A 19,947-nucleotide genomic window follows, 5' to 3' on the forward strand; every position below is an offset into this window, starting at 1 on the left:
TTCTTACGTAATGTATTGACGATGACTTCAAAACTAGGTTTAAAACACATTCAAGCGATTGCTCCTTATATAGGAGGTCGCCCGATTAGCGAGGTAGCGCGCGAGTACGGTTTAGATGAAGGCAAGATTGTAAAGTTGGCTTCGAATGAAAATCCTTTGGGCATGCCCCAATCTGCCAAGGATGCCATGCTCAAGGCAGCGAGTGACTTAGGTCGTTACCCCGATTCCAATGGCTTTGAATTAAAAAATGTATTGGCTGCGCGTTTGGGTGTTCCAACCGATTGGATTACCTTGGGCAACGGTAGTAATGATATTTTGGAATTAGCTGCTCGTGCGGTTGCGCAAACTGGCGATGAGGTTATTTTCTCTAAACACGCTTTTGCGGTCTACCCCCTAGCTACTCAAGCAGTTGGTGCGAAGGCAATTGAGGTGGCTGCTACAGCAATGTACGGCCATGACTTGCCAGCCATGTTAGCGGCAGTCAAAGCATCAGGCGATAAGGCTAAATTAGTATTTGTGGCTAATCCCAATAATCCAACTGGCAGTTACTTAACTGCAAAAGAGATTGAGGCGTTTTTACTGGCGGTGCCATCCGATGTGTTGGTAGTTTTGGATGAGGCTTATAACGAATACCTCACTCCAGAACAGCGCTACGATGCGATTGCGTGGGTTAAGCGCTTTCCCAATATGATTTTGTCGCGTAGTTTTTCTAAGGCTTATGGTCTGGCGGGTTTGCGCATTGGTTATGGTGTAGCGCAGCCGGCATTGACTGATTTACTCAATCGTATTCGTCAGCCATTTAATGTTAATAGTCTTGCGCAAGCTGCTGCAATTGCAGCATTTCAAGATACAGAATTTTTGCAGCAAGGTTTTGAGCTTAATCGTGCGGGTTACGCGCAACTTACCCAGGCTTTTGATGAGTTGCACCTTGCTTACTTGCCATCGGCTGGAAATTTTGTGTTGGTTCAGGTTGGTGAAGACGATCAAGCTGGTGCACGCATTAACTTGGCTTTACTTAAGCGTGGCATCATTGTTCGCCCGGTTGGTAACTATGGATTGCCGCAATGGCTGCGTATATCGATTGGTTTGCCTGAAGAAAATGCTGCTTTCATTGATGCCTTAAAAGATATTCTGGCGCAAAAGTAAATTTCTTATGACCATCATTCATTCTGCGAGTAATTACGGAACCGTCACCATTGTTGGCGTAGGTTTGATTGGCGCTTCCTTAGGTTTGGGTTTAAAGCAGGCTGGTGTTGTTACCAAGGTCTATGGAGTTGGTCGCAGTAAGTCAAACTTGGATGAGGCGCTCAAGTTAGGTGCGATTGATGCGGTTATTGATTTGGTGCAGGCTGCCAAACAATCCGACGTCATCGTGCTCTGTGTGCCGGTAGCGCAAATGCGTTCTGCTTTTGAGGTTATTGAACCCTATCTTGAATCTCGCACCCTGATTACCGATGCTGGTAGCACTAAAGGTGACGTGATATTGGCAGCAAAAGAGGTTTTAGGTAAGAAGGCCTGTCAATTTGTGCCTGCACACCCAATTGCTGGTGGCGCTCAGCATGGAGCTGCTGCAGCTAAGGCCGATCTCTTTAAGGGGAAGCAAACTATTCTTTGTCCTTTGCAGGAAAACTCAGCGCAAGACACCGATTTGATTGCAGGGTTTTGGGAGTCCGTTGGATCTGATGTGAAAAAGATTGGCAGCGTACAGCATGATGCAATTTATGCCGCCGTGTCGCATTTGCCGCACATCCTTTCTTATGCGCTAATGGCTAGCGTTGTGAACTCAGAAGATGCGGATCAAAAATTGGGCCATGTGGGCGCTGGCTTTAAAGATTTCACTCGTATTGCAGCCTCTAGTCCAGAAATGTGGCGCGATATTTGTTTGGGTAATCGCACTGCGATTTTGAAAGAGTTAGATCAATATTTGTTGATTGTGAACCATTTGCGTAAGCTGATTTCTGATAATGATGGAGCTGGTCTAGAGAAGTTATTTAATAAGGCAAGTAAAGCACGCCAAGATTTGGATGTGCTTTGATGGGTGCTTTATCTGATATCACGATTGGTCCATTCACACGAGCGCAAGGTTCAATTGATCTACCTGGCTCCAAGAGTATTTCCAATCGAGCACTATTGCTGGCAGCCTTGTCCTCGGGAACAACTACCCTCAAGAATCTTTTAGATGCCGATGACACACAGGTGATGCGCAATGCATTGCGTCAGCTTGGCCTTGCAGTTGAGGATCAAGCAAATCATATTTGTGTTGTGCAAGGTTGTGGTGGCCAGTTCCCGGTGCGCTCTGCCGATCTCTTTATGGGTAATGCAGGCACGGCGATTCGCCCATTGACAGCTGCTTTGGCAATGCAGGGTGGCAACTATCGATTGTCTGGTGTGGCCCGTATGCATGAGCGACCTATTCGTGATTTGGTCGATGGTTTACGTCAGGTAGGCGCAGATATCGCTTATGAGCTAGAGGATGGGTATCCGCCAATCCAGATTAACGCAGCTCATATTCAAATCAATGATGTTGTAAAAGTGCGTGGCGATGTATCAAGTCAATTTTTAACTGCACTACTGATGGCACTCCCTTTGGTAGCAAAAGACCCGGTTCGCATTCAAGTCATTGGTGAGTTGATTTCTCGTCCTTACATTGAAATCACATTGAAATTAATGGCGCGCTTTGGAGTTGCAGTCGACTGCCCCGATGCTCAGTCTTTCATTATTCCAGCCAAGACTTCTGAGTCAGTTTATGTCAGCCCAGGCAGTTTGCTAGTTGAGGGGGATGCCTCTTCGGCTTCGTACTTCTTGGCCTTGGGTGCAATTGGTGATGGCCCCGTTCGTGTCTTAGGGGTGGGTAGTGACAGTATTCAAGGCGATGTCGCTTTTGCAGACGCGCTGGTGATGATGGGGGCTAGGATCACTGCTGGCGAAGATTGGATTGAGGTGTCCGGCGTCAAGAATGTCAGTGGAAGATTAAATGGCATCACGATTGATTGCACTGAGATCCCAGATGCAGCGATGACTTTGGCGGTGGCTGCTTTGTTTGCTGATGGGCCAACCCGCTTGAATGGCATTGCAAGTTGGCGCGTCAAAGAGACGGATCGCATAGCTGCAATGGCTAAGGAGTTAAAGAAAATTGGCGCCCATGTGGAAGAGGGTGCCGATTACATCGTCGTGGAAGCACCCAAGAGCCGCTCTGATTGGCAGTCACCTCCAGAGGGAATTGATACTTACGATGACCATCGCATGGCAATGTGTTTCTCACTTGCCGCCTTTGGTCCTCATGCTCTGAAAATCAACGATCCAAATTGTGTGGCAAAAACGTTCCCGACCTACTTCGGCGAATTTGCGGCAATCGTCTCTTAAAGCAAATGAATGTGCCCCAGATACCTGTTATTGCTATTGATGGACCCACTGCATCAGGCAAAGGCACGGTTGCAGCTATCGTTGCCGAAAAACTCGGTTTTCATTACTTGGACAGTGGTGCGCTCTATCGATTGGTGGCTCTTGCAAGTGAAAAACAAGCAATTGACCCTAAAAATGCCCCTAAATTAGGTGTTTTAGCCCAAAATTTACAGATTTCCTTCGAAAAAGGGCAAATTATTCTGAATGGCGAGGTGGTAACAGATGTTATTCGTACTGAAAGTATTGGCTTAAAAGCCTCCGCAATCGCTATTTATCCAGAAGTGCGGCAAGCTTTGGTCGGTTTACAGCATCGATTTAGGCAGATTCCTGGCTTGGTTGCTGATGGCAGGGATATGGCGAGTGTTATCTTCCCCGATGCGGTTTTAAAGGTTTTTCTGACTGCAACAGCAACTGCTAGGGCCGAACGACGCTATAAGCAATTGATAGCTAAGGGAATTCCTGCTAAACTAGAGGACTTGCTGCAGGATTTGCAGGAGCGCGATGCCAGAGACAGTAGTCGAGGAACAGCGCCTTTGTTAGTTGCAGATGGTGCAAAAGTGCTTGAAACGTCATATTTATCGATTGAGCAAGCAGTGAAGACAGTTCTAGATTGGTATCAATCCGCGATTGCCTGATTTTGTAAGTAGTAGTTTTGGTGTCTTAAGAAACCCCACAACGCGATTATCAATTTAGCGTGTTTCTTAGGGCTTTTTTAACCTAACCCGTCAGGCCTTCTGGCGGCACAAAGTGAATATACATGTCTGAATCATTTGCAGAATTATTTGAAGAATCATTAACCCGATCGAATATGAAGACCGGCCAAGTTATTTCGGCTGAAGTTCTTCGCATCGACCATAACTTCGTCGTTGTTAACGCTGGCCTGAAGTCCGAAGCGTTTATTCCTGTTGAAGAATTCCATAACGACGCTGGCGAAATTGAAGTGAGCCCTGGCGATTTCGTTTCTGTTGCTATTGACGCTCTTGAGAACGGCTATGGCGATACTATCCTCTCTCGTGATAAAGCTAAACGCTTGGCATCATGGATGAATTTGGAAAAAGCTCTCGAGCAAGCTGAAATCGTTACTGGTACTGTTACTGGTAAGGTTAAAGGCGGCTTGACTGTGATGGTTAACGGTATCCGTGCATTCTTGCCTGGATCACTCGTTGATACACGTCCTATTAAAGACACCAGCCCTTACGAAGGTAAGACAATGGAGTTCAAAGTTATTAAGCTTGATCGTAAGCGTAATAACGTTGTGTTGTCACGCCGTGCTGTGGTTGAAGCTAGCCAAGGTGAAGAGCGCGCTAAGTTGATGTCTAACCTCAAAGAAGGTAGCGTTGTTCAAGGTATCGTTAAGAACATTACTGACTACGGCGCATTCGTTGATCTCGGCGGTATCGATGGTCTCTTGCACATTACCGATTTGGCATGGCGTCGTGTGCGTCACCCAAGCGAGATGTTGACTGTTGGTCAAGAAGTAACTGCAAAGATTTTGAAGTTCGACCAAGATAAGAATCGCGTTTCACTCGGTGTGAAGCAACTTGGTGATGATCCATGGGTTGGTATCGCTCGTCGTTACCCACCAAATACCCGTTTATTCGGCAAAGTAACCAACTTGACTGACTACGGTGCATTCGTTGAAATCGAAAGCGGTATCGAAGGCTTGGTACACGTTTCTGAAATGGACTGGACCAACAAGAACGTTGCCCCAAGTAAAGCAACTGCATTGGGAACTGAAGTTGAAGTTATGGTTCTGGATATTGATGAAGATAAGCGTCGTATTAGCTTAGGCATCAAGCAGTGCAAAGCAAATCCATGGGAAGAGTTCTCACGTGCCCAACAAAAAGGCGATAAGTTAAGTGGCGCCATCAAGTCTATTACTGACTTTGGTGTGTTCATTGGCTTGCCTGGTGGTATCGATGGTTTGGTTCACCTCTCAGACCTCTCATGGAATGAGCCAGGCGAAGAGGCTGTTAAGAAATACAAAAAAGGTGACGAAGTTGAAGCCACCGTATTGGCAATTGATGTTGAGAAGGAGCGTATCTCTCTTGGTATCAAGCAATTGTCTGGTGACCCATTCAATAACTACACATCTGTAAGTGACAAGGGCAGCCTTGTCACTGGCACTGTGAAAGCTGTTGATGCTAAAGGTGCAACCATTCATTTGGCTGACGAAGTAGAGGCTTACTTGCGTGCTTCTGAGATCTCAACCGATCGCGTTGAAGATGCACGCAATGTATTGAAAGAAGGCGATAGCGTAACTGCAATGATCATTAATATTGATCGTAAGTCACGTGCCATCAATCTTTCAATTAAAGCAAAAGACAGCTCTGATCAACAAGACGCTATGAGCAAGCTCCAAGGTGATGCGCAGTCCGGCACTACCAATTTGGGCGCTTTGTTGAAAGCGAAATTGGACAATCAAGGCTAAATCAATATCGCCGCTTACCACTAGGTGAGCGGCGGTTTTAATTGATAGATCATGTCAGATCAAGAGCAACAAGCAATCACCCGCTCCGAACTAGTGGAGAGCCTGGCGGAACAGTTTCCCCAGCTGCTGCCTAGGGACGTGGAGTTGGCGGTCAAAACATTGCTAGACACAATGACGCATGCTTTAGCTGAAGGTAAGCGTATTGAGTTACGCGGTGTTGGTAGTTTTGTATTGCATCATCGTCCTGCTCGTGCTGGACGTAATCCAAAGTCTGGTGAGAAAGTTTTGATTCCAGAAAAGCGAGTGCCACACTTTAAGCCAGGCAAAGAATTGCGTGAGCGTGTGGATTACAAACCGCTAAAACCAGCGGGCCCTAAAGAGGGTTCTGGTGCCTAGTCAAATAGCACATCAGCAGTGGTCCAAGCGGGCCATTTTTTTATTTAATTTCTGTACATCATGATTCAGATAGCCACCTCCTGGTTATTACTTCTTCCAATTATGTTTGGTATTGGTTGGTTGGCATCCCGTTGGGATTTGCGTCTTGAAAATCGCATGGATGAGCGTGAGCGCATGCGTCAGCAGCGGTCCACCTTTAAGGGTCTTAGTCTTTTGCTCAATGAGCAACCCGATCAAGCGATTGAGGCTCTGGTCAAAATTGCTCAACTCGATCCAGAGACGATTGAATTGCACTTTGCCCTCGGTAATTTATTTCGACGTCGTGGTGAAACCGAGCGCGCCATACGGGTTCACCAACACTTAGCCAATCGGGATGATTTAAAGCCGCGCGATCGGGATCAAGCTGCCTATGAGTTAGGTCGTGATTTTCTGCGTGCAGGACTTTTAGACCGTGCCGAGGCTTCTTTAAATCAAGTGGGTGAGGGTAAATATGCCGCTCCCGCCAAAGAGAGCTTGCTGGAGATGTATCAAGTCGAGCGTGATTGGGAAATGGCAATTTCAGCTGCAACTAAGTTAGAGGCTTTGCAGGGTAAGTCGCATCAAATTGAGATTGCACAATTCAATTGTGAAATGGGCCAGGATGCCTTGCGTCGCAATGATTTACCCAAAGCTGCTCGTTCTATTGAATTGGCTCTCCAAGCTGTACCAAATCATGCGCGCGCACTGATTTTGCAGGGAGATTATCAGGTTGCATTAAATCACCCAAACCAAGCTATTGCAGCCTGGGAGTTGGTTGCGCAAATGCATCCCTCTTATATGCATCTGTTGGCAGATCGCTGGATGACTGCTCATGTAGCCTTAGGTCGTCAAGAGTTGGGGCTCAATCGTTTGTGTGAGTTGCTCAAAACCCAGGCTTCAGGTGAGTTGCTGGATATCGTACAGAAGTACGTTACTAAGATTCGCGGCCCTCAAGCCGCCGATCAGCTGTTAGTCGAGGTAATGCAATATTCCCCGTCACTAAGCGCTCTATCAAAATTGGCAGAGGTTCGTTTGGCACTCGCTGAGAGTAGTGGCACGCCCGAAAAAATATCCGAAATACAGGCGGCCCTCGGATTATTAAAGCAGCGCACAACTAGCCTGGCCCGTTATACCTGTGGGAACTGCGGTTTCCGTGCAAGACGTTTTTATTGGCAGTGTCCTGGATGTAATCATTGGGAGGCATCATCCCCAAGGCGTAGCGAAGGCGCACTTCCAAGTGGGCCTTCGATGTGATCATTAACTAAACCGTCATAGATTGAGGGTTTAATAATGCGATTAAAAACAAAAAATAGGCGAAGCTAAGTGAAAGTCACAATCATCGGCAGTGGTTATGTAGGGCTTGTAACAGGAGCTTGTCTTGCTGAGCAAGGCAATTCCGTTTTTTGCCTGGACTTGGACCCTAAAAAAATTGAGATTCTCAATTCGGGTGGCGTACCAATTTACGAGCCTGGCTTAAAAGAAATGATTGACCGCAATCGCGCAGCAGGGCGCCTGCAGTTTTCTACCGATATCGCTGCTTCTGTTGTCCACGGAGATATTCAATTTATTGCTGTTGGTACTCCTCCAGATGAGGATGGCTCTGCTGATTTGCAATATGTCGTAGCTGCAGCGCGCAATATTGGGCGCCACATGACCACTGCCAAAGTAATTGTTGATAAATCAACTGTACCGGTCGGCACTGCTGATAAGGTGGCAGAAGCCATCATTAAAGAATTAAGCATGCGCGATCTCTCCCCAGAACTCTGTTCAGTCGTCTCGAACCCCGAGTTTTTGAAAGAGGGTGCAGCAGTCGATGACTTCATGCGTCCCGATCGGATTGTGATTGGCACATCAAGTGATCCGGCAGGCCTGCGGGCTAAAGAGCAAATGCGTAAACTCTACGCCCCATTTAATCGCCATCATGAGCGAACCTATTACATGGATGTCAAAAGTGCTGAGCTCACAAAGTATGCAGCCAATGCGATGTTGGCTACCCGCATCTCTTTCATGAATGAACTTGCCAACCTAGCCGATCTGGTGGGGGCTGATATTGAAGCGGTACGCCAAGGGATTGGTTCAGACTCACGCATTGGCTATGGCTTCCTGTACTCTGGAACTGGCTATGGCGGTTCATGCTTTCCAAAAGATGTATCTGCACTATCTAAAACAGCCATGGAATATGGCAGGGATCTGAAGATTCTGGAAGCGGTTGAATCGGTAAATGAAACGCAAAAAATGATTCTGGTGGAGAAAATCGAAAAGCGTTTTGGTAGCGATCTGACCAATATGAAATTTGCGATTTGGGGTCTGGCGTTTAAACCAAATACGGACGATATGCGCGAAGCGCCAAGCAGAGTCATTATTCGTGAGCTTGTTAAGCGTGGCGCCCAAGTAGTAAGCTATGACCCAGTTGCCATGGAAGAAGCAAAGCATTGTTTTGAGATTGACTTCAAAGACAATCCTGAGGGTCTTAAAAAAGTCGCAATGGTACAAGACCATATGGCGGCCTTAGATGGCTGTGATGCCCTAGTGATCGTGACGGAATGGAAAGCCTTCCGCAGTCCTGATTTTGATCTTCTCATGCAAAAGCTCAAACGAGCGATCATTTTTGATGGCCGTAATTTATATGAGCCAAGCGCCATGCGCGAAGTTGGTATTGAGTACCACGGCATTGGGCGTCATAATTAAACCAATTTATATTTGAAAAGTAGCCCTGTGGAAAAAGCAAACCGAGAACAGTTTTCAAAGACCCGCTTACTGGTAGTGGGCGATGTCATGCTCGATCGTTACTGGTTTGGCGACACTAACCGGATCTCACCAGAAGCCCCAGTTCCAGTAGTTCAAGTCGGCAAGATTGATGAGCGTTTAGGTGGCGCTGCAAACGTGGCCCGTAACGTAGCTGCTTTAGGTGCTAAAACAACTATTCTTGGCGTTATTGGAGATGATGAGTCAGGCCGTCGTGTTACCGATTTACTGGGGTCTAGTGGTGTTGATAGTCAACTCGAGATCGATGCAAAGGTTCCCACGATAGTGAAGTTGCGTGTCATTGCACGCCAACAGCAACTGATTCGTTTGGATTTTGAAGAAACTCCTAGTGAGGCAGCTTTAGCTCATAAATTAGAGCGTTTTGAAAAATCATTAGGTGATGCCGATGTAGTGATCTTGTCAGACTATGGCAAAGGTGCCTTAGGTCAAGTTGCTCTCATGATTGAACAAGCAAGAAGCCAAAACAAAGTGATTCTGGTTGATCCCAAGGGTGAAGACTACGAGAAGTATCGTGGTGCCACGGTCTTAACCCCTAATCGTAGCGAGTTACGACAAGTGGTAGGTCAGTGGACTAGTGAGGAAGATTTAACGCAGAAAGCGCAAGCATTGAGAAAATCGCTCAACCTACAGGCCTTATTGCTGACTCGTTCAGAAGAAGGGATGAGTCTCTATACCGATTCAGGTGTGACGCATGTTAAAGCGCAAGCGCGCGAGGTATTTGATGTTTCTGGTGCTGGAGATACTGTGATTGCCACGCTTGCAGTAGCATTGGCGTCTCAATGGCCTCTAGAGAAAGCAATGGCGCTGGCCAATCGAGCTGGTGGTATTGTCGTTGGTAAATTAGGAACCGCAACCGTAACAGCAGAGGAATTGCAATGACCATCATTGTCACTGGCGCAGCCGGTTTTATTGGTGCAAATATCGTTCAGGCCCTCAACGCACGTGGCGAGAAAAATATTATTGCCGTAGATGATTTACGTCCGGCTGATAAGTATCGCAACCTTGCTGATTTAGACATCATTGATTACCTGGATAAAGATGAGTTTTTAGAAGCTTTTAGAAGTGGGCGTCTTGGCAAAATCAGGGCAGTCTTTCATGAGGGAGCTTGCTCTGACACCATGGAGACTGACGGTATTTTTATGATGGCGAACAACTATCGCTACACCATGGATTTACTCGATATCAGTACTGAGCAAAAGGTTCAATTGCTATACGCTTCTTCCGCTGCTACTTATGGTGGCTCTGATGTATTTGTGGAAAGTCGTGAGCATGAGAAGCCATTGAACATCTATGGCTATTCTAAGTTTTTATTTGATCAAGTCATGCGCAAGCGTTTTGCAGAAAAGGCCACGAGCGCTCAAGTAGTGGGTTTTCGTTACTTCAATGTCTATGGTCCACGTGAGTCACACAAAGGCCGGATGGCATCAGTTGCTTTCCACCAATATCATCAATACAAAGCCAATGGCCAGGTCAAACTCTTTGGTGAATATGGTGGCTATGGTCCGGGCGAGCAAAGTCGTGACTTTGTCTCAGTCGAAGACGTTGTAAAAGTAAATCTCTTCTTCTTGGATCACCCTGAAATTAGTGGCATATTTAATTTGGGTAGTGGCCGTGCGCAACCCTTTAATGATGTTGCGCACGCGGTGGCCAATGCGATGCGCAAGCTTGATCAAGCGCAACCAGCAACCCTACAAGAGTTAGTGAAAGAAAAAGCCATTGAGTACATTCCATTTCCGGATGCACTCAAAGGAAAATATCAATGCTTTACGCAAGCAGATTTAACTCAGCTTCGTTCTGCTGGGTATACCGAGCCCTTCTTAAATGTAGAGCAGGGTGTAGGTAAATACATTGAGTGGCTATCAGCTAATGCTGATTTTCTGGCCAATCCGCTTTAGGTACCCCTATCTAGTCAACACCTGCTTTAGTTCTCCGTTGTAAATGATCCATGTGCACTGTGTGCCCATGGATTTTTTATTAATCAATGGAGATTCGATGACTACATATCAGAATTTAGATAAGCTAATTGGTTTAGTAAGGTTACTTGCAGTGTCCGGTACGCTCGCATTTACTTCATTAAATGGGGCTATAGCCGCACCTGTCAATGTCAACACAGCAACACAGTCTGAGCTTGAAAGTATCAAGGGGATCGGCCCATCAAAAGCAAAAACGATTATTGCTGAACGTTTGGATGGGGGTCATTTTCAAGATGCCAATGATTTACAAAAGCGGGTGCGCGGCATTGGGATGAAGTCAGTAGAAAAGATGGTTGATAACGGCTTAACCATTGAGGCTCCTAGCGCGTTTCGTGAACCAAACGGCAGAACTGGCAAGGAAGCGGCTGGCTCTAATAGACGTGGTTCACGCAATCAAGCTGGCTCTCGCAATAACGCGGATCGTACAAGCTCATCTCGCAGAAATTAAGCCTGTTCGTATTGATGGGAACTTATGGCTAAAATGACTTAATGAGCAGACCTTCATACTTAACCATTTCACAAACAGTGGGCAATACTCCGCTCGTTCGTTTACAGCGCATTCCAGGTGCGGAAAACGATATTCGAAATAATGTGTTATTGGGTAAGTTAGAGGGTAATAATCCAGCCGGGTCGGTGAAGGACCGACCTGCGCTGTCGATGATTTTGCGTGCGCAAGAGCGCGGTGAAATTAAACCTGGCGATACTCTTATAGAGGCGACCAGTGGCAATACAGGCATCGCATTGGCCATGACTGCTGCGATGCTTGGTTATAAGATGGTATTGGTGATGCCGGAGAATCAGAGTATTGAGCGTCGCCAAAGTATGGCCGCTTATGGTGCTGAATTAATTCTGACTGCAGCATCTGGCGGCATGGAGTTTGCTAGAGACTATGCCTTGCAATTGCAAAAAGAAGGTCGTGGAAAATTGCTGGACCAGTTTGCTAATCCAGATAATCCGCGCGCTCATATTGAAACCACTGGTCCAGAGCTTTGGCGTGATACAGATGGACAGATTACCCACTTCATTTCTGCGATGGGCACTACCGGCACTATCACAGGCGTGTCTACCTATTTGAAGTCGATGAATCCTGCTATCCAGATTATCGGAGCGCAACCAGAAGCGGGTTCGCAGATTCCGGGTATAAGGAAGTGGGCGCCTGAATATTTACCTAAGATCTATCAAGGCGATCGGGTTGACCGCATTGAGTACGTTACACAGGCAGACGCAGAAGAGATGGCGCGCCGACTAGCGGCTGAGGAGGGTATCTTTTGCGGTATCTCTGCCGGAGGTGCATTGGTTGTTGCTTTGCGAGTGGCAAGGCAAGTTGAAAACGCGACTATCGCCTTTATTGTGTGCGATCGTGGCGATCGTTACCTGTCGACAGGCGTCTTTCCAGCCTAATTGTTAGCTTAGCTCAGAGTGGATTTAATTCTGACTCTGCTTAGGCTTTTTCTTAGTGGACGATTTTTTCGATGTGGATTTAGCCGGCTCAATTACTGGAACAGCACTTTGATTTTTATATCCCAAAGCTTCTGCAAATTCAGCAACACTTTGTGCGTAAAAGTAACTGCGGTTGTATTGCACAATGGCTAAGAAGTTATTTAAACCCACAAAATATTGCGCTTGATCATTTCCATCTTTATCAGGGTAAGGAAGATCGATAATGAATGCTTTACTTTGCGGGGCAACACCTCCTTGCTGAAGGTCCCCCTGGCTAGGCTTGAGGATGCCCTTGCTAATGAGGTCTTGCACGGTGTATTTCAGGAGGGGCTCACCATCAGCTAGCGCTTTGGCTTGAGCAATGCCTGCTTCTTGAACCGGGAAATAAATTGGCATGTCCGCTTGCCAGCCTTGGGCTTTTAGAAAGTTGGCTACGCTCGCAATGGCATCCTTAGGATTTTGTCGTAAATCAATATGGCCGTCGCCATCACCATCTACAGCGTAAGTACGAATGCTGCTAGGCATAAATTGCGGTAGACCAATAGCGCCTGCATAAGAGCTATTTTGATTTAAACAGGCATTTAGTTGAACCTTATTGACTCCCAAATTGCTATTTTGAGAGGGTAGTTTGCCGCCCGCATCATTCCAGCACATCAAAATCAACTCTTTTAATTGATCTTTAAATAATTGCTCTCTACTTGATTTATTGGGTGTATCTGGATAACTAAATGCTAGGGTAGCCAATACATCCTTCACCCTAAAATTGCCCATCTGGCGACCATAAATGGTCTCGATTCCAATGATGGCAACAATGATTTGAGCTGGCACCCCGGTTTCTTGTTCGGTTTTGCTTAAAAAGGCCTCATTTTGCTCCCAGAATGCCCTACCAGCCTTCAGTCGGACGGGTTCCACAAAGCGCTTGCGATAGGAAAGCCAGTTCTTTTTGAATGTGCTGGATGGGGGTAATACCAATTTGCGTATTGAGGGAATCGTTTTAGCATCTAGAAAAGCAGATTGCAGGGTATTTAGAGGAATTTCTTGGGTTTGTGCCACCTGAACTAATAGTGACTCCAGGTTCTGGCTAAAGCGTGCCTCGCTGGCTGCATCATCTGCTAGATTTGGAATGGTCTCAGACTTGGTGGTTTGCTGTGTGGGTGTGCTAGAACAGGCGTTCAATAAGAGAATAAAAATAAATGTAATGAAGCGGAATTTCATAGCAAGTCGCAGCCAATGATGATGAAGTAATCATCTATTAGATTATAAAAACAGTAATTTTGATATTAGGGGTTTTGCTTTATGGCAACAGGATACATAACTCATTCAGATTTCTTAAAGCACGAGATGGGTAGTCACCATCCAGAATGTCCAGAGCGGATTCAGGCAATCAATGATCAATTGATTCGAAGTGGGATCGATGGCTTCCTGCAGCATTTAGAGGCGCCATTGGCCACTGAAGAGCAAATTGAGTTGGTACATACTCCAGAGCATGTCGCCTTCGTTAAAGAGCGCTCACCAGAAAGCGGTTACGCCATGATTGATGGTGACACGATTATGAACCCCCATACATTGAGGGTGGCGTTACGCGCTGCTGGCGCTGCAATTGCAGGGGTCGATGCGGTAATGAAGGGAGAGGTTGAAAATATTTTCTGTGCAGTAAGACCTCCTGGTCATCATGCCGAGCCAGATCGTTCCATGGGCTTTTGTATTTTTGATAGTGTGGCGGTAGCTGCTCGCTATGCAATTGAAACTTATGGCATCGAGCGTGTCGCCATTATTGACTTTGATGTACACCATGGTAATGGTACCGAAGCCGCTTTTTTTAACGATCCCCATATTTTGATGTGTAGTTTTTTCCAGCACCCCTTTTATCCATATAGCGGTCTGGATGGCAGCAAGAATATGGTTAATGTACCTTTACCAGCATCAACACGCGGCGATGTAGTGCGCTCAATTGTTGAAGAACGATGGTTGCCAGCATTAAGAAACTTTGAACCTGAGCTCATCATGATTTCTGCTGGCTTTGATGCTCATCGTGAAGATGATTTGGGGCAAATGGGTTTAGTAGAAGATGACTATGCTTGGATCACTAAACGGCTCAAAGAGGTGGCTGACGAGTTTGCCCAAGGCCGCATTGTGAGTTGCTTGGAGGGTGGTTACAACTTATCCGCATTAGGGCGTAGTGTAGTTGCGCATATTAAGGCTTTGGCCGACCTATAAGAACAAAACAAAGACGAGAACGAGACATGCACAATCAGTTTGAGCAGGGCTTAGAGCGTAATGCGGCTAACTTCACGCCAATTACACCTTTATTATTTATAGAGCGGGCAGCCCAAGTTTATCCAGAACGAATAGCAATCGTTCACGGAAATTTACATCAGACTTGGAAGCAAACATATGAACGCTGCTGTCGCTTCGCAGATGCCCTGCAAAAGAATGGAATTGGCCTTGGCGACACCGTTGCTGTCATGCTGCCCAATACACCGCCAATGGTTGAGGCGCATTTTGGTGTGCCCATGTCAGGCGCTGTTTTAAATGCCCTCAATACCCGTTTAGATGCAGAGTCGCTCGCTTTCATGCTGAACCATGGTGAAGCTAAGGCAATCATCGTTGATCCAGAGTTTGCTGGAGTCATGAAAAAAGCGATCGAACTAGCAAAGCAAGAGAGTGGCAGAGAGTTTTTGGTAATTGACGTTGAGGAAACTCAGTTTGACATTGCCGGCGAGAAGCTGGGCAGCTTAACCTACGAGCAACTATTGGATTCTGGTGATCCAAACTTTGCATGGCGGATGCCTGAAGATGAGTGGCAGGCAATTTGTTTAAATTACACCTCTGGCACCACAGGAAATCCAAAGGGGGTGGTTTATCACCATCGCGGCGCAGCGATGAATGCAGTCTCCAATGTTTTGGATTGGGATATGAATAAACACCCGATTTATTTGTGGACGCTACCCATGTTTCATTGCAATGGTTGGTGCTTTCCTTGGACGGTAGCTGCGCGTGCAGGAGTGAATGTGTGCTTAAGACGGGTTGATGCGCAGCATATATTTGCAGCAATTAAAGAACATCAGGTGACTCATTATTGTGCAGCGCCCATCGTACACAACCTGCTAGTCAATGCGCCTGCAGAGATGAAGCTAGGGATTCCTAAGGGCGTAAAGGGTCTGATTGCTGGCGCTCCACCGCCGGCATCGATCATTGAAGGCATGGAAAAACTTGGCTTTGATTTGACTCATGTCTATGGCTTAACTGAGACCTATGGGCCTGCCGCAGTTTGTGTGAAGCGGGATGAATGGAATGATTTAAATATTGGTGAACGCGCTCGTCTCAATGCACGTCAAGGAGTGCGATATCACCTGCAGCATGCAATTTCAGTAATTAATCCCGAAACAATGGAGCCGGTTCCCGCTGATGGTGAAACCATGGGTGAAATTATGTTTAGGGGCAATATCACCATGAAGGGTTACTTAAAGAATGAGCACGCTACCAAAGAAGCTTTTGCAGGGGGGTGGTTTCATTCGGGAGACTTAGCTGTCATCAACCCCGATGGCTATGTAAAAATCAAAGATCGCAGTAAGGACATCATTATTTCGGGTGGAGAGAATATTTCCTCTATTGAGGTGGAGGATGTGCTTTATAGACATCCTGCTGTAATTGCGGCAGCTGTTGTGGCCATGCCGGACCCAAAATGGGGAGAGACCCCTTGTGCCTTTTTGGAGATTAAGCCCGGGGTCGAGGTCACCGCTGCCGATATAGTGACCCACTGTAAACAGCATTTAGCAGGCTTTAAAGTGCCTAAAGCAGTGGTTTTTGGGGATTTACCAAAGACTTCAACGGGGAAAATACAGAAGTTTGAATTACGCAAGAAGGCAGGTTCAACTGGCGCAATCGATGTTTGATATTGAATCTTAGTGATCAGTTAAAATAAAACGATCGTGCTTTTTGAAGTAGCTTTATCTTTATTACACATAAATCGAAGGAATTTCTTAGATGAAAATCTTAGTAGCCGTGAAACGCGTGGTTGATTACAACGTTAAGGTGCGCGTCAAGTCCGACAACAGCGGTGTTGATATTGCTAACGTCAAAATGAGCATGAACCCTTTTGATGAGATTGCCGTTGAAGAGGCTGTACGCTTAAAAGAGGCTGGCGTTGCTACTGAGATTGTGGTTGTTTCTGCAGGCCCCACTCAATGCCAAGAGACCTTACGTACTGCCCTTGCCATTGGCGCCGATCGTGCCATTCTGGTCGAGACTGAGTCTGAATTACAGCCTTTGGCAGTGGCTAAATTACTCAAGGCATTAGTAGATAAAGAGCAAGCTCAAATGATGATCCTTGGCAAACAAGCGATTGATGACGATAGCAATCAAACTGGTCAGATGCTGGCTAGTCTTTTGGATATTCCCCAGGGCACCTTTGCCTCTAAAGTAGTAGTTGCAGATGGAAAAGCTTCGGTTACCCGCGAGGTAGATGGTGGCCTAGAGACGCTTGCACTCACATTACCTGCCGTGATCACCACTGACTTACGCCTCAATGAGCCACGTTACGTTACTTTGCCAAATATTATGAAGGCTAAGAAAAAAGTGATTGATATTGTGAAGCCTGAAGATTTGGGTGTAGACATTAGCCCACGTCTCAAAACGATCAAAGTGGAAGAGCCGCCAAAGCGCTCTGCAGGCGTGATGGTTGCTGATGTAGCGGCCTTAATTGAAAAACTTAAAAATGAAGCGAAGGTGATCTAAATGGCTGCTCTTGTTATTGCTGAACACGATAATCTTTCTTTAAAGGCTGCAACCTTAAATGCAGTGGCAGCTGCTCTGCAGTGCTCTCCTGAGGTGGATATTTTGGTAGCCGGAAGCCAATCTGATCCTGCTGCTCAGGCGGCAGCGCAAATTGCCGGTGTTCGCAAAGTAATTCAGATTGACGCTCCTAATTTAGTCGATCAATTAGCGGAGCCGTTGGCTGCGCAAATCTTGGCATTGGCCTCCAGCTACACCCATGTCTTAGCACCTGCAACAGCAAATGGAAAGAATGTCTTGCCTCGCGTAGCTGCTAAGCTAGATGTGGCGCAGTTATCTGATGTTACAAAAATTGTCTCGCCCGATACTTTTGAGCGTCCAATCTATGCTGGCAATGCAATTGCTACTGTGCAGTCAAGCGATCCCATTAAGATCATTACGGTTCGCACAACTGGTTTTGACCCGGTATCAGCTGCAGGCGGATCTGCTGCAATTGAAAAACATGCCGCCGCTGCTGATGCTGGCAAATCTGCTTTCGTAGGGCGCGAGTTGACTAAATCCGATCGTCCTGAATTGACTGCTGCCAAGATCATTGTCTCTGGTGGTCGCGGCTTGGGTTCGGGTGAAAAATATCAAGAATTGATTGCTCCCTTGGCTGATAAGTTAGGCGCAGCTTTAGGGGCATCGCGCGCCGCAGTCGATGCGGGTTATGTTCCTAATGACTATCAAGTGGGGCAGACTGGCAAGATTGTCGCTCCGCAGCTCTATGTTGCTGTTGGGATCTCTGGAGCCATTCAGCACTTGGCTGGTATGAAAGATTCCAAGGTGATTGTTGCGATTAATAAAGATCCAGAGGCGCCAATATTTAGTGTGGCTGACTATGGATTGGTTGCTGATTTATTTACTGCAGTGCCCGAGTTAACTAAGGCATTAGGCTGAGGAATGAATAGCCTTTTCTTGAATCACTTTTTGCTGATGAATTACTAGGAGTTGAAATGACTTACGTAGCCCCGGTCAAAGACATGCTGTTTGTGATGAATGAATTAGCGGGGCTTGCGGATATCGTTGCTTATCCCTCTTATGAACAAGCAGGTGCTGACCTTGATTTAGCTCCAGCAGTCTTAGAAGAGGCTGCAAAATTTAATCAAGATGTTCTTGCGCCTCTCAATTGGATTGGCGATCAAAATCCAAGCTCATGGAAAGACGGTGTAGTTACAACTACCCCCGGATTTAAGGAGGCGTTTGAGCAATTTGCAGCTGCGGGTTGGCAAGGTGTTATTCATCCGACTGAGTTCGGCGGGCAAGGTCTTCCCAAATTGATTTCAACCGCCTGCTTGGAGATGATGAATTCCGCCAATCTCTCCTTTGCTCTTTGCCCTTTATTGACTGATGGTGCCATAGAGGCCCTACTTACTGCAGCAAGCCCAGGTCTAAAGGATCAATTTATTCCTAATATGGTTGCTGGAAAATGGACTGGCACCATGAATCTCACTGAGCCACAGGCAGGTTCTGATCTTTCTTTAGTGCGTACTCGAGCGGTGGCTCAAGCAGATGGTACTTATAAAATTTCTGGTACAAAAATTTATATTACCTATGGCGATCACGATATGGCAGAGAATATCGTGCATCTAGTATTGGCGCGCACCCCAGATGCACCTGAAGGTATTAAAGGTATTTCACTGTTTGTAGTTCCGAAGTTTGTAGTCAATACAGATGGCTCTTTAGGCGAGCGCAATGATGTGCAGTGTGTCTCGATTGAGCATAAGCTGGGAATCAAGGCTAGCCCAACTGCGGTCCTTCAGTTTGGTGATCATGGCGGTGCCATTGGTTACTTAGTCGGCGAAGAAAATCACGGCCTGGAATACATGTTTGTAATGATGAATGCAGCCCGCTTTGCTGTCGGCATGCAGGGTATTGCTGTAGCCGAAAGAGCATATCAAAAAGCGGTTCAGTACGCTAAAGATCGCGTACAAAGTCGCGACTTAGCAGGCTCACCAGGCCCAGTTGCCATCATTCATCAGCCTGATGTTAAACGGATGTTAATGACAATGCGTTCATACATTGAGGGTTCTAGAGCATTGGCTTACTATGCAGCGGCTGCTTATGATGCGCAACATGCATCCCCCAATAAGGTGAGTGCGAAAGAGAATCAAGAGCTCTATGAGTTTTTGGTTCCGATTGTGAAGGGATTTTCTACAGAAATGTCGATTGATGTAGCTAGCTTGGGTGTTCAGGTGCATGGCGGTATGGGTTTTATTGAGGAAACCGGTGCTGCTCAATACTACCGTGATGCGCGTATTCTGACGATCTATGAAGGCACTACTGCGATTCAGGCAAATGATTTGATCGGTAGAAAAACGGTACGTGATGGTGGCGCAGTAGCAAAAGGAATTGCTCAAAAAATATTGCAAACAGAAAAAGATTTAGCTGCTAGCGGTTCTGCGGATGCTAAAGCAGTGCTAAAGCAATTAAGCCCAGCGCGAGAAGCATTTGAAACATCGGTAACTTATATTGTTACCCATGCGAAGACCGACATAAAGGCAGTCTATGCAGGCAGCTTTGCCTACTTACGTTTGTGTGGCTTGCTTTTTTCTGCCTGGCAAATGGCCCGGGCTCTTCTGGCGGCTGAGCGCTTGCTCGCTGGAGATCCTAGTTTCTTCGACGCAAAAATTGCAACGGCGCGTTTCTTTGCTGAAAATCAGTTGCCCCAAGTGCAGGCTTTAGCAACCTCTATTTTAGAGGGTGGGCATTCAACCAATGCACTTGCAGTAGAGCAGTTTTAACTGT

General features: G+C 46.5%; 17 protein-coding genes and 1 pseudogene. 17 read left to right on the forward strand and 1 reads right to left on the reverse strand.

From position 1 onward, the window contains the following. The first annotated feature begins 21 nt into the window (after nucleotides 1-21). The 12 genes and pseudogenes from hisC (at nucleotide 22) to cysM (ending at nucleotide 12,387) form a co-directional block, all read left to right on the forward strand. A complete protein-coding gene (hisC, locus tag M2125_RS00875; RefSeq protein ID WP_076022796.1) occupies nucleotides 22-1,146 on the forward strand; it encodes a histidinol-phosphate transaminase in 1,125 nt (374 codons plus the stop codon). Between the two features lie 7 nt (nucleotides 1,147-1,153). Next, nucleotides 1,154-2,035 (forward strand): prephenate dehydrogenase, encoded by an 882-nt coding sequence (locus M2125_RS00880; RefSeq protein WP_280742351.1) that lies wholly within the window; start codon nucleotides 1,154-1,156, stop codon nucleotides 2,033-2,035. After that, on the forward strand, nucleotides 2,035-3,363 hold the full coding sequence (gene aroA / locus M2125_RS00885; RefSeq protein ID WP_076022798.1) for a 3-phosphoshikimate 1-carboxyvinyltransferase: 1,329 nt from the start codon (nucleotides 2,035-2,037) through the stop codon (nucleotides 3,361-3,363). Before M2125_RS00880 ends, aroA begins: the two co-directional genes overlap by 1 nt. A 5-nt stretch (nucleotides 3,364-3,368) precedes the next feature. Then, the gene (cmk, locus tag M2125_RS00890; protein WP_280742352.1) at nucleotides 3,369-4,037 is read left to right on the forward strand and encodes a (d)CMP kinase; all 669 of its coding nucleotides are present in this window, start codon (nucleotides 3,369-3,371) and stop codon (nucleotides 4,035-4,037) included. A gap of 122 nt (nucleotides 4,038-4,159) precedes the next feature. Next, nucleotides 4,160-5,833, forward strand: a complete 1,674-nt coding sequence (gene rpsA / locus M2125_RS00895) for a 30S ribosomal protein S1 (protein WP_076022800.1) — start codon at nucleotides 4,160-4,162, stop codon at nucleotides 5,831-5,833. A 51-nt stretch (nucleotides 5,834-5,884) separates the two neighbouring features. After that, a pseudogene (locus tag M2125_RS00900) lies at nucleotides 5,885-6,223 on the forward strand (integration host factor subunit beta); the annotation flags it as partial. 66 nt (nucleotides 6,224-6,289) lie between these two features. Then, nucleotides 6,290-7,501 carry a lipopolysaccharide assembly protein LapB gene (lapB, locus tag M2125_RS00905; protein ID WP_076022802.1) on the forward strand — a complete coding sequence of 404 codons (1,212 nt, stop codon included), beginning with the start codon at nucleotides 6,290-6,292 and terminating at the stop codon, nucleotides 7,499-7,501. Between the two features lie 69 nt (nucleotides 7,502-7,570). Then, on the forward strand, nucleotides 7,571-8,935 hold the full coding sequence (locus tag M2125_RS00910) for a UDP-glucose dehydrogenase family protein (protein ID WP_280741693.1): 1,365 nt from the start codon (nucleotides 7,571-7,573) through the stop codon (nucleotides 8,933-8,935). Between the two features lie 27 nt (nucleotides 8,936-8,962). Next, entirely contained in the window at nucleotides 8,963-9,892 is a 930-nt protein-coding gene (rfaE1, locus tag M2125_RS00915) for a D-glycero-beta-D-manno-heptose-7-phosphate kinase (RefSeq protein ID WP_076022804.1), read from the forward strand. Then, a complete protein-coding gene (gene rfaD, locus M2125_RS00920) occupies nucleotides 9,889-10,908 on the forward strand; it encodes an ADP-glyceromanno-heptose 6-epimerase (RefSeq protein ID WP_076022805.1) in 1,020 nt (339 codons plus the stop codon). The genes rfaE1 and rfaD overlap by 4 nt, the downstream gene beginning before the upstream one ends. Before the next feature lie 97 nt (nucleotides 10,909-11,005). After that, on the forward strand, nucleotides 11,006-11,434 hold the full coding sequence (locus M2125_RS00925; RefSeq protein ID WP_277540256.1) for a ComEA family DNA-binding protein: 429 nt from the start codon (nucleotides 11,006-11,008) through the stop codon (nucleotides 11,432-11,434). A 41-nt stretch (nucleotides 11,435-11,475) separates the two neighbouring features. Beyond that, complete coding sequence (gene cysM / locus M2125_RS00930) at nucleotides 11,476-12,387, forward strand: cysteine synthase CysM (RefSeq protein ID WP_280741695.1); 912 nt, start codon at nucleotides 11,476-11,478, stop codon at nucleotides 12,385-12,387. 24 nt (nucleotides 12,388-12,411) lie between these two features. Here cysM and mltB read toward each other — a convergent pair whose 3' ends face one another. Further along, nucleotides 12,412-13,641 carry a lytic murein transglycosylase B gene (mltB, locus tag M2125_RS00935; RefSeq protein WP_280742353.1) on the reverse strand — a complete coding sequence of 410 codons (1,230 nt, stop codon included), beginning with the start codon at nucleotides 13,639-13,641 and terminating at the stop codon, nucleotides 12,412-12,414. Nucleotides 13,642-13,722: 81 nt separating this feature from the next. Between mltB and M2125_RS00940 the strand changes: the two genes are divergently transcribed. From M2125_RS00940 to M2125_RS00960, 5 genes are all read left to right on the forward strand, one after another. Further along, a complete protein-coding gene (locus M2125_RS00940) occupies nucleotides 13,723-14,643 on the forward strand; it encodes a histone deacetylase family protein (protein ID WP_280742354.1) in 921 nt (306 codons plus the stop codon). Between the two features lie 26 nt (nucleotides 14,644-14,669). Beyond that, a complete protein-coding gene (locus M2125_RS00945) occupies nucleotides 14,670-16,322 on the forward strand; it encodes an acyl-CoA synthetase (protein WP_280742355.1) in 1,653 nt (550 codons plus the stop codon). A gap of 91 nt (nucleotides 16,323-16,413) precedes the next feature. After that, the gene (locus M2125_RS00950; RefSeq protein WP_076022811.1) at nucleotides 16,414-17,163 is read left to right on the forward strand and encodes an electron transfer flavoprotein subunit beta/FixA family protein; all 750 of its coding nucleotides are present in this window, start codon (nucleotides 16,414-16,416) and stop codon (nucleotides 17,161-17,163) included. Continuing rightward, nucleotides 17,164-18,099 carry an electron transfer flavoprotein subunit alpha/FixB family protein gene (locus M2125_RS00955; protein WP_076022812.1) on the forward strand — a complete coding sequence of 312 codons (936 nt, stop codon included), beginning with the start codon at nucleotides 17,164-17,166 and terminating at the stop codon, nucleotides 18,097-18,099. 56 nt (nucleotides 18,100-18,155) lie between these two features. Next, nucleotides 18,156-19,943, forward strand: coding sequence for an acyl-CoA dehydrogenase (locus M2125_RS00960; RefSeq protein WP_076022813.1), 1,788 nt, complete (start codon nucleotides 18,156-18,158; stop codon nucleotides 19,941-19,943). The last annotated feature ends 4 nt before the right edge of the window (nucleotides 19,944-19,947 follow it).

This window comes from Polynucleobacter sphagniphilus (assembly GCF_029892205.1).
GTDB classification, from domain to species: domain Bacteria; phylum Pseudomonadota; class Gammaproteobacteria; order Burkholderiales; family Burkholderiaceae; genus Polynucleobacter; species Polynucleobacter sphagniphilus.

Bases quoted from the DNA above. Each gene is read 5' to 3' on its own strand.
- hisC (WP_076022796.1), top strand. From the start codon at position 22: ATGACTTCAAAACTAGGTTTAAAACACATTCAAGCGATTGCTCCTTAT.
- M2125_RS00880 (WP_280742351.1), top strand. From the start codon at position 1,154: ATGACCATCATTCATTCTGCGAGTAATTACGGAACCGTCACCATTGTT.
- aroA (WP_076022798.1), top strand. From the start codon at position 2,035: ATGGGTGCTTTATCTGATATCACGATTGGTCCATTCACACGAGCGCAA.
- cmk (WP_280742352.1), top strand. From the start codon at position 3,369: ATGAATGTGCCCCAGATACCTGTTATTGCTATTGATGGACCCACTGCA.
- rpsA (WP_076022800.1), top strand. From the start codon at position 4,160: ATGTCTGAATCATTTGCAGAATTATTTGAAGAATCATTAACCCGATCG.
- lapB (WP_076022802.1), top strand. From the start codon at position 6,290: ATGATTCAGATAGCCACCTCCTGGTTATTACTTCTTCCAATTATGTTT.
- rfaD (WP_076022805.1), top strand. From the start codon at position 9,889: ATGACCATCATTGTCACTGGCGCAGCCGGTTTTATTGGTGCAAATATC.
- M2125_RS00925 (WP_277540256.1), top strand. From the start codon at position 11,006: ATGACTACATATCAGAATTTAGATAAGCTAATTGGTTTAGTAAGGTTA.
- cysM (WP_280741695.1), top strand. From the start codon at position 11,476: ATGAGCAGACCTTCATACTTAACCATTTCACAAACAGTGGGCAATACT.
- mltB (WP_280742353.1), bottom strand. From the start codon at position 13,641: ATGAAATTCCGCTTCATTACATTTATTTTTATTCTCTTATTGAACGCC.
- M2125_RS00940 (WP_280742354.1), top strand. From the start codon at position 13,723: ATGGCAACAGGATACATAACTCATTCAGATTTCTTAAAGCACGAGATG.
- M2125_RS00945 (WP_280742355.1), top strand. From the start codon at position 14,670: ATGCACAATCAGTTTGAGCAGGGCTTAGAGCGTAATGCGGCTAACTTC.
- M2125_RS00950 (WP_076022811.1), top strand. From the start codon at position 16,414: ATGAAAATCTTAGTAGCCGTGAAACGCGTGGTTGATTACAACGTTAAG.
- M2125_RS00955 (WP_076022812.1), top strand. From the start codon at position 17,164: ATGGCTGCTCTTGTTATTGCTGAACACGATAATCTTTCTTTAAAGGCT.
- M2125_RS00960 (WP_076022813.1), top strand. From the start codon at position 18,156: ATGACTTACGTAGCCCCGGTCAAAGACATGCTGTTTGTGATGAATGAA.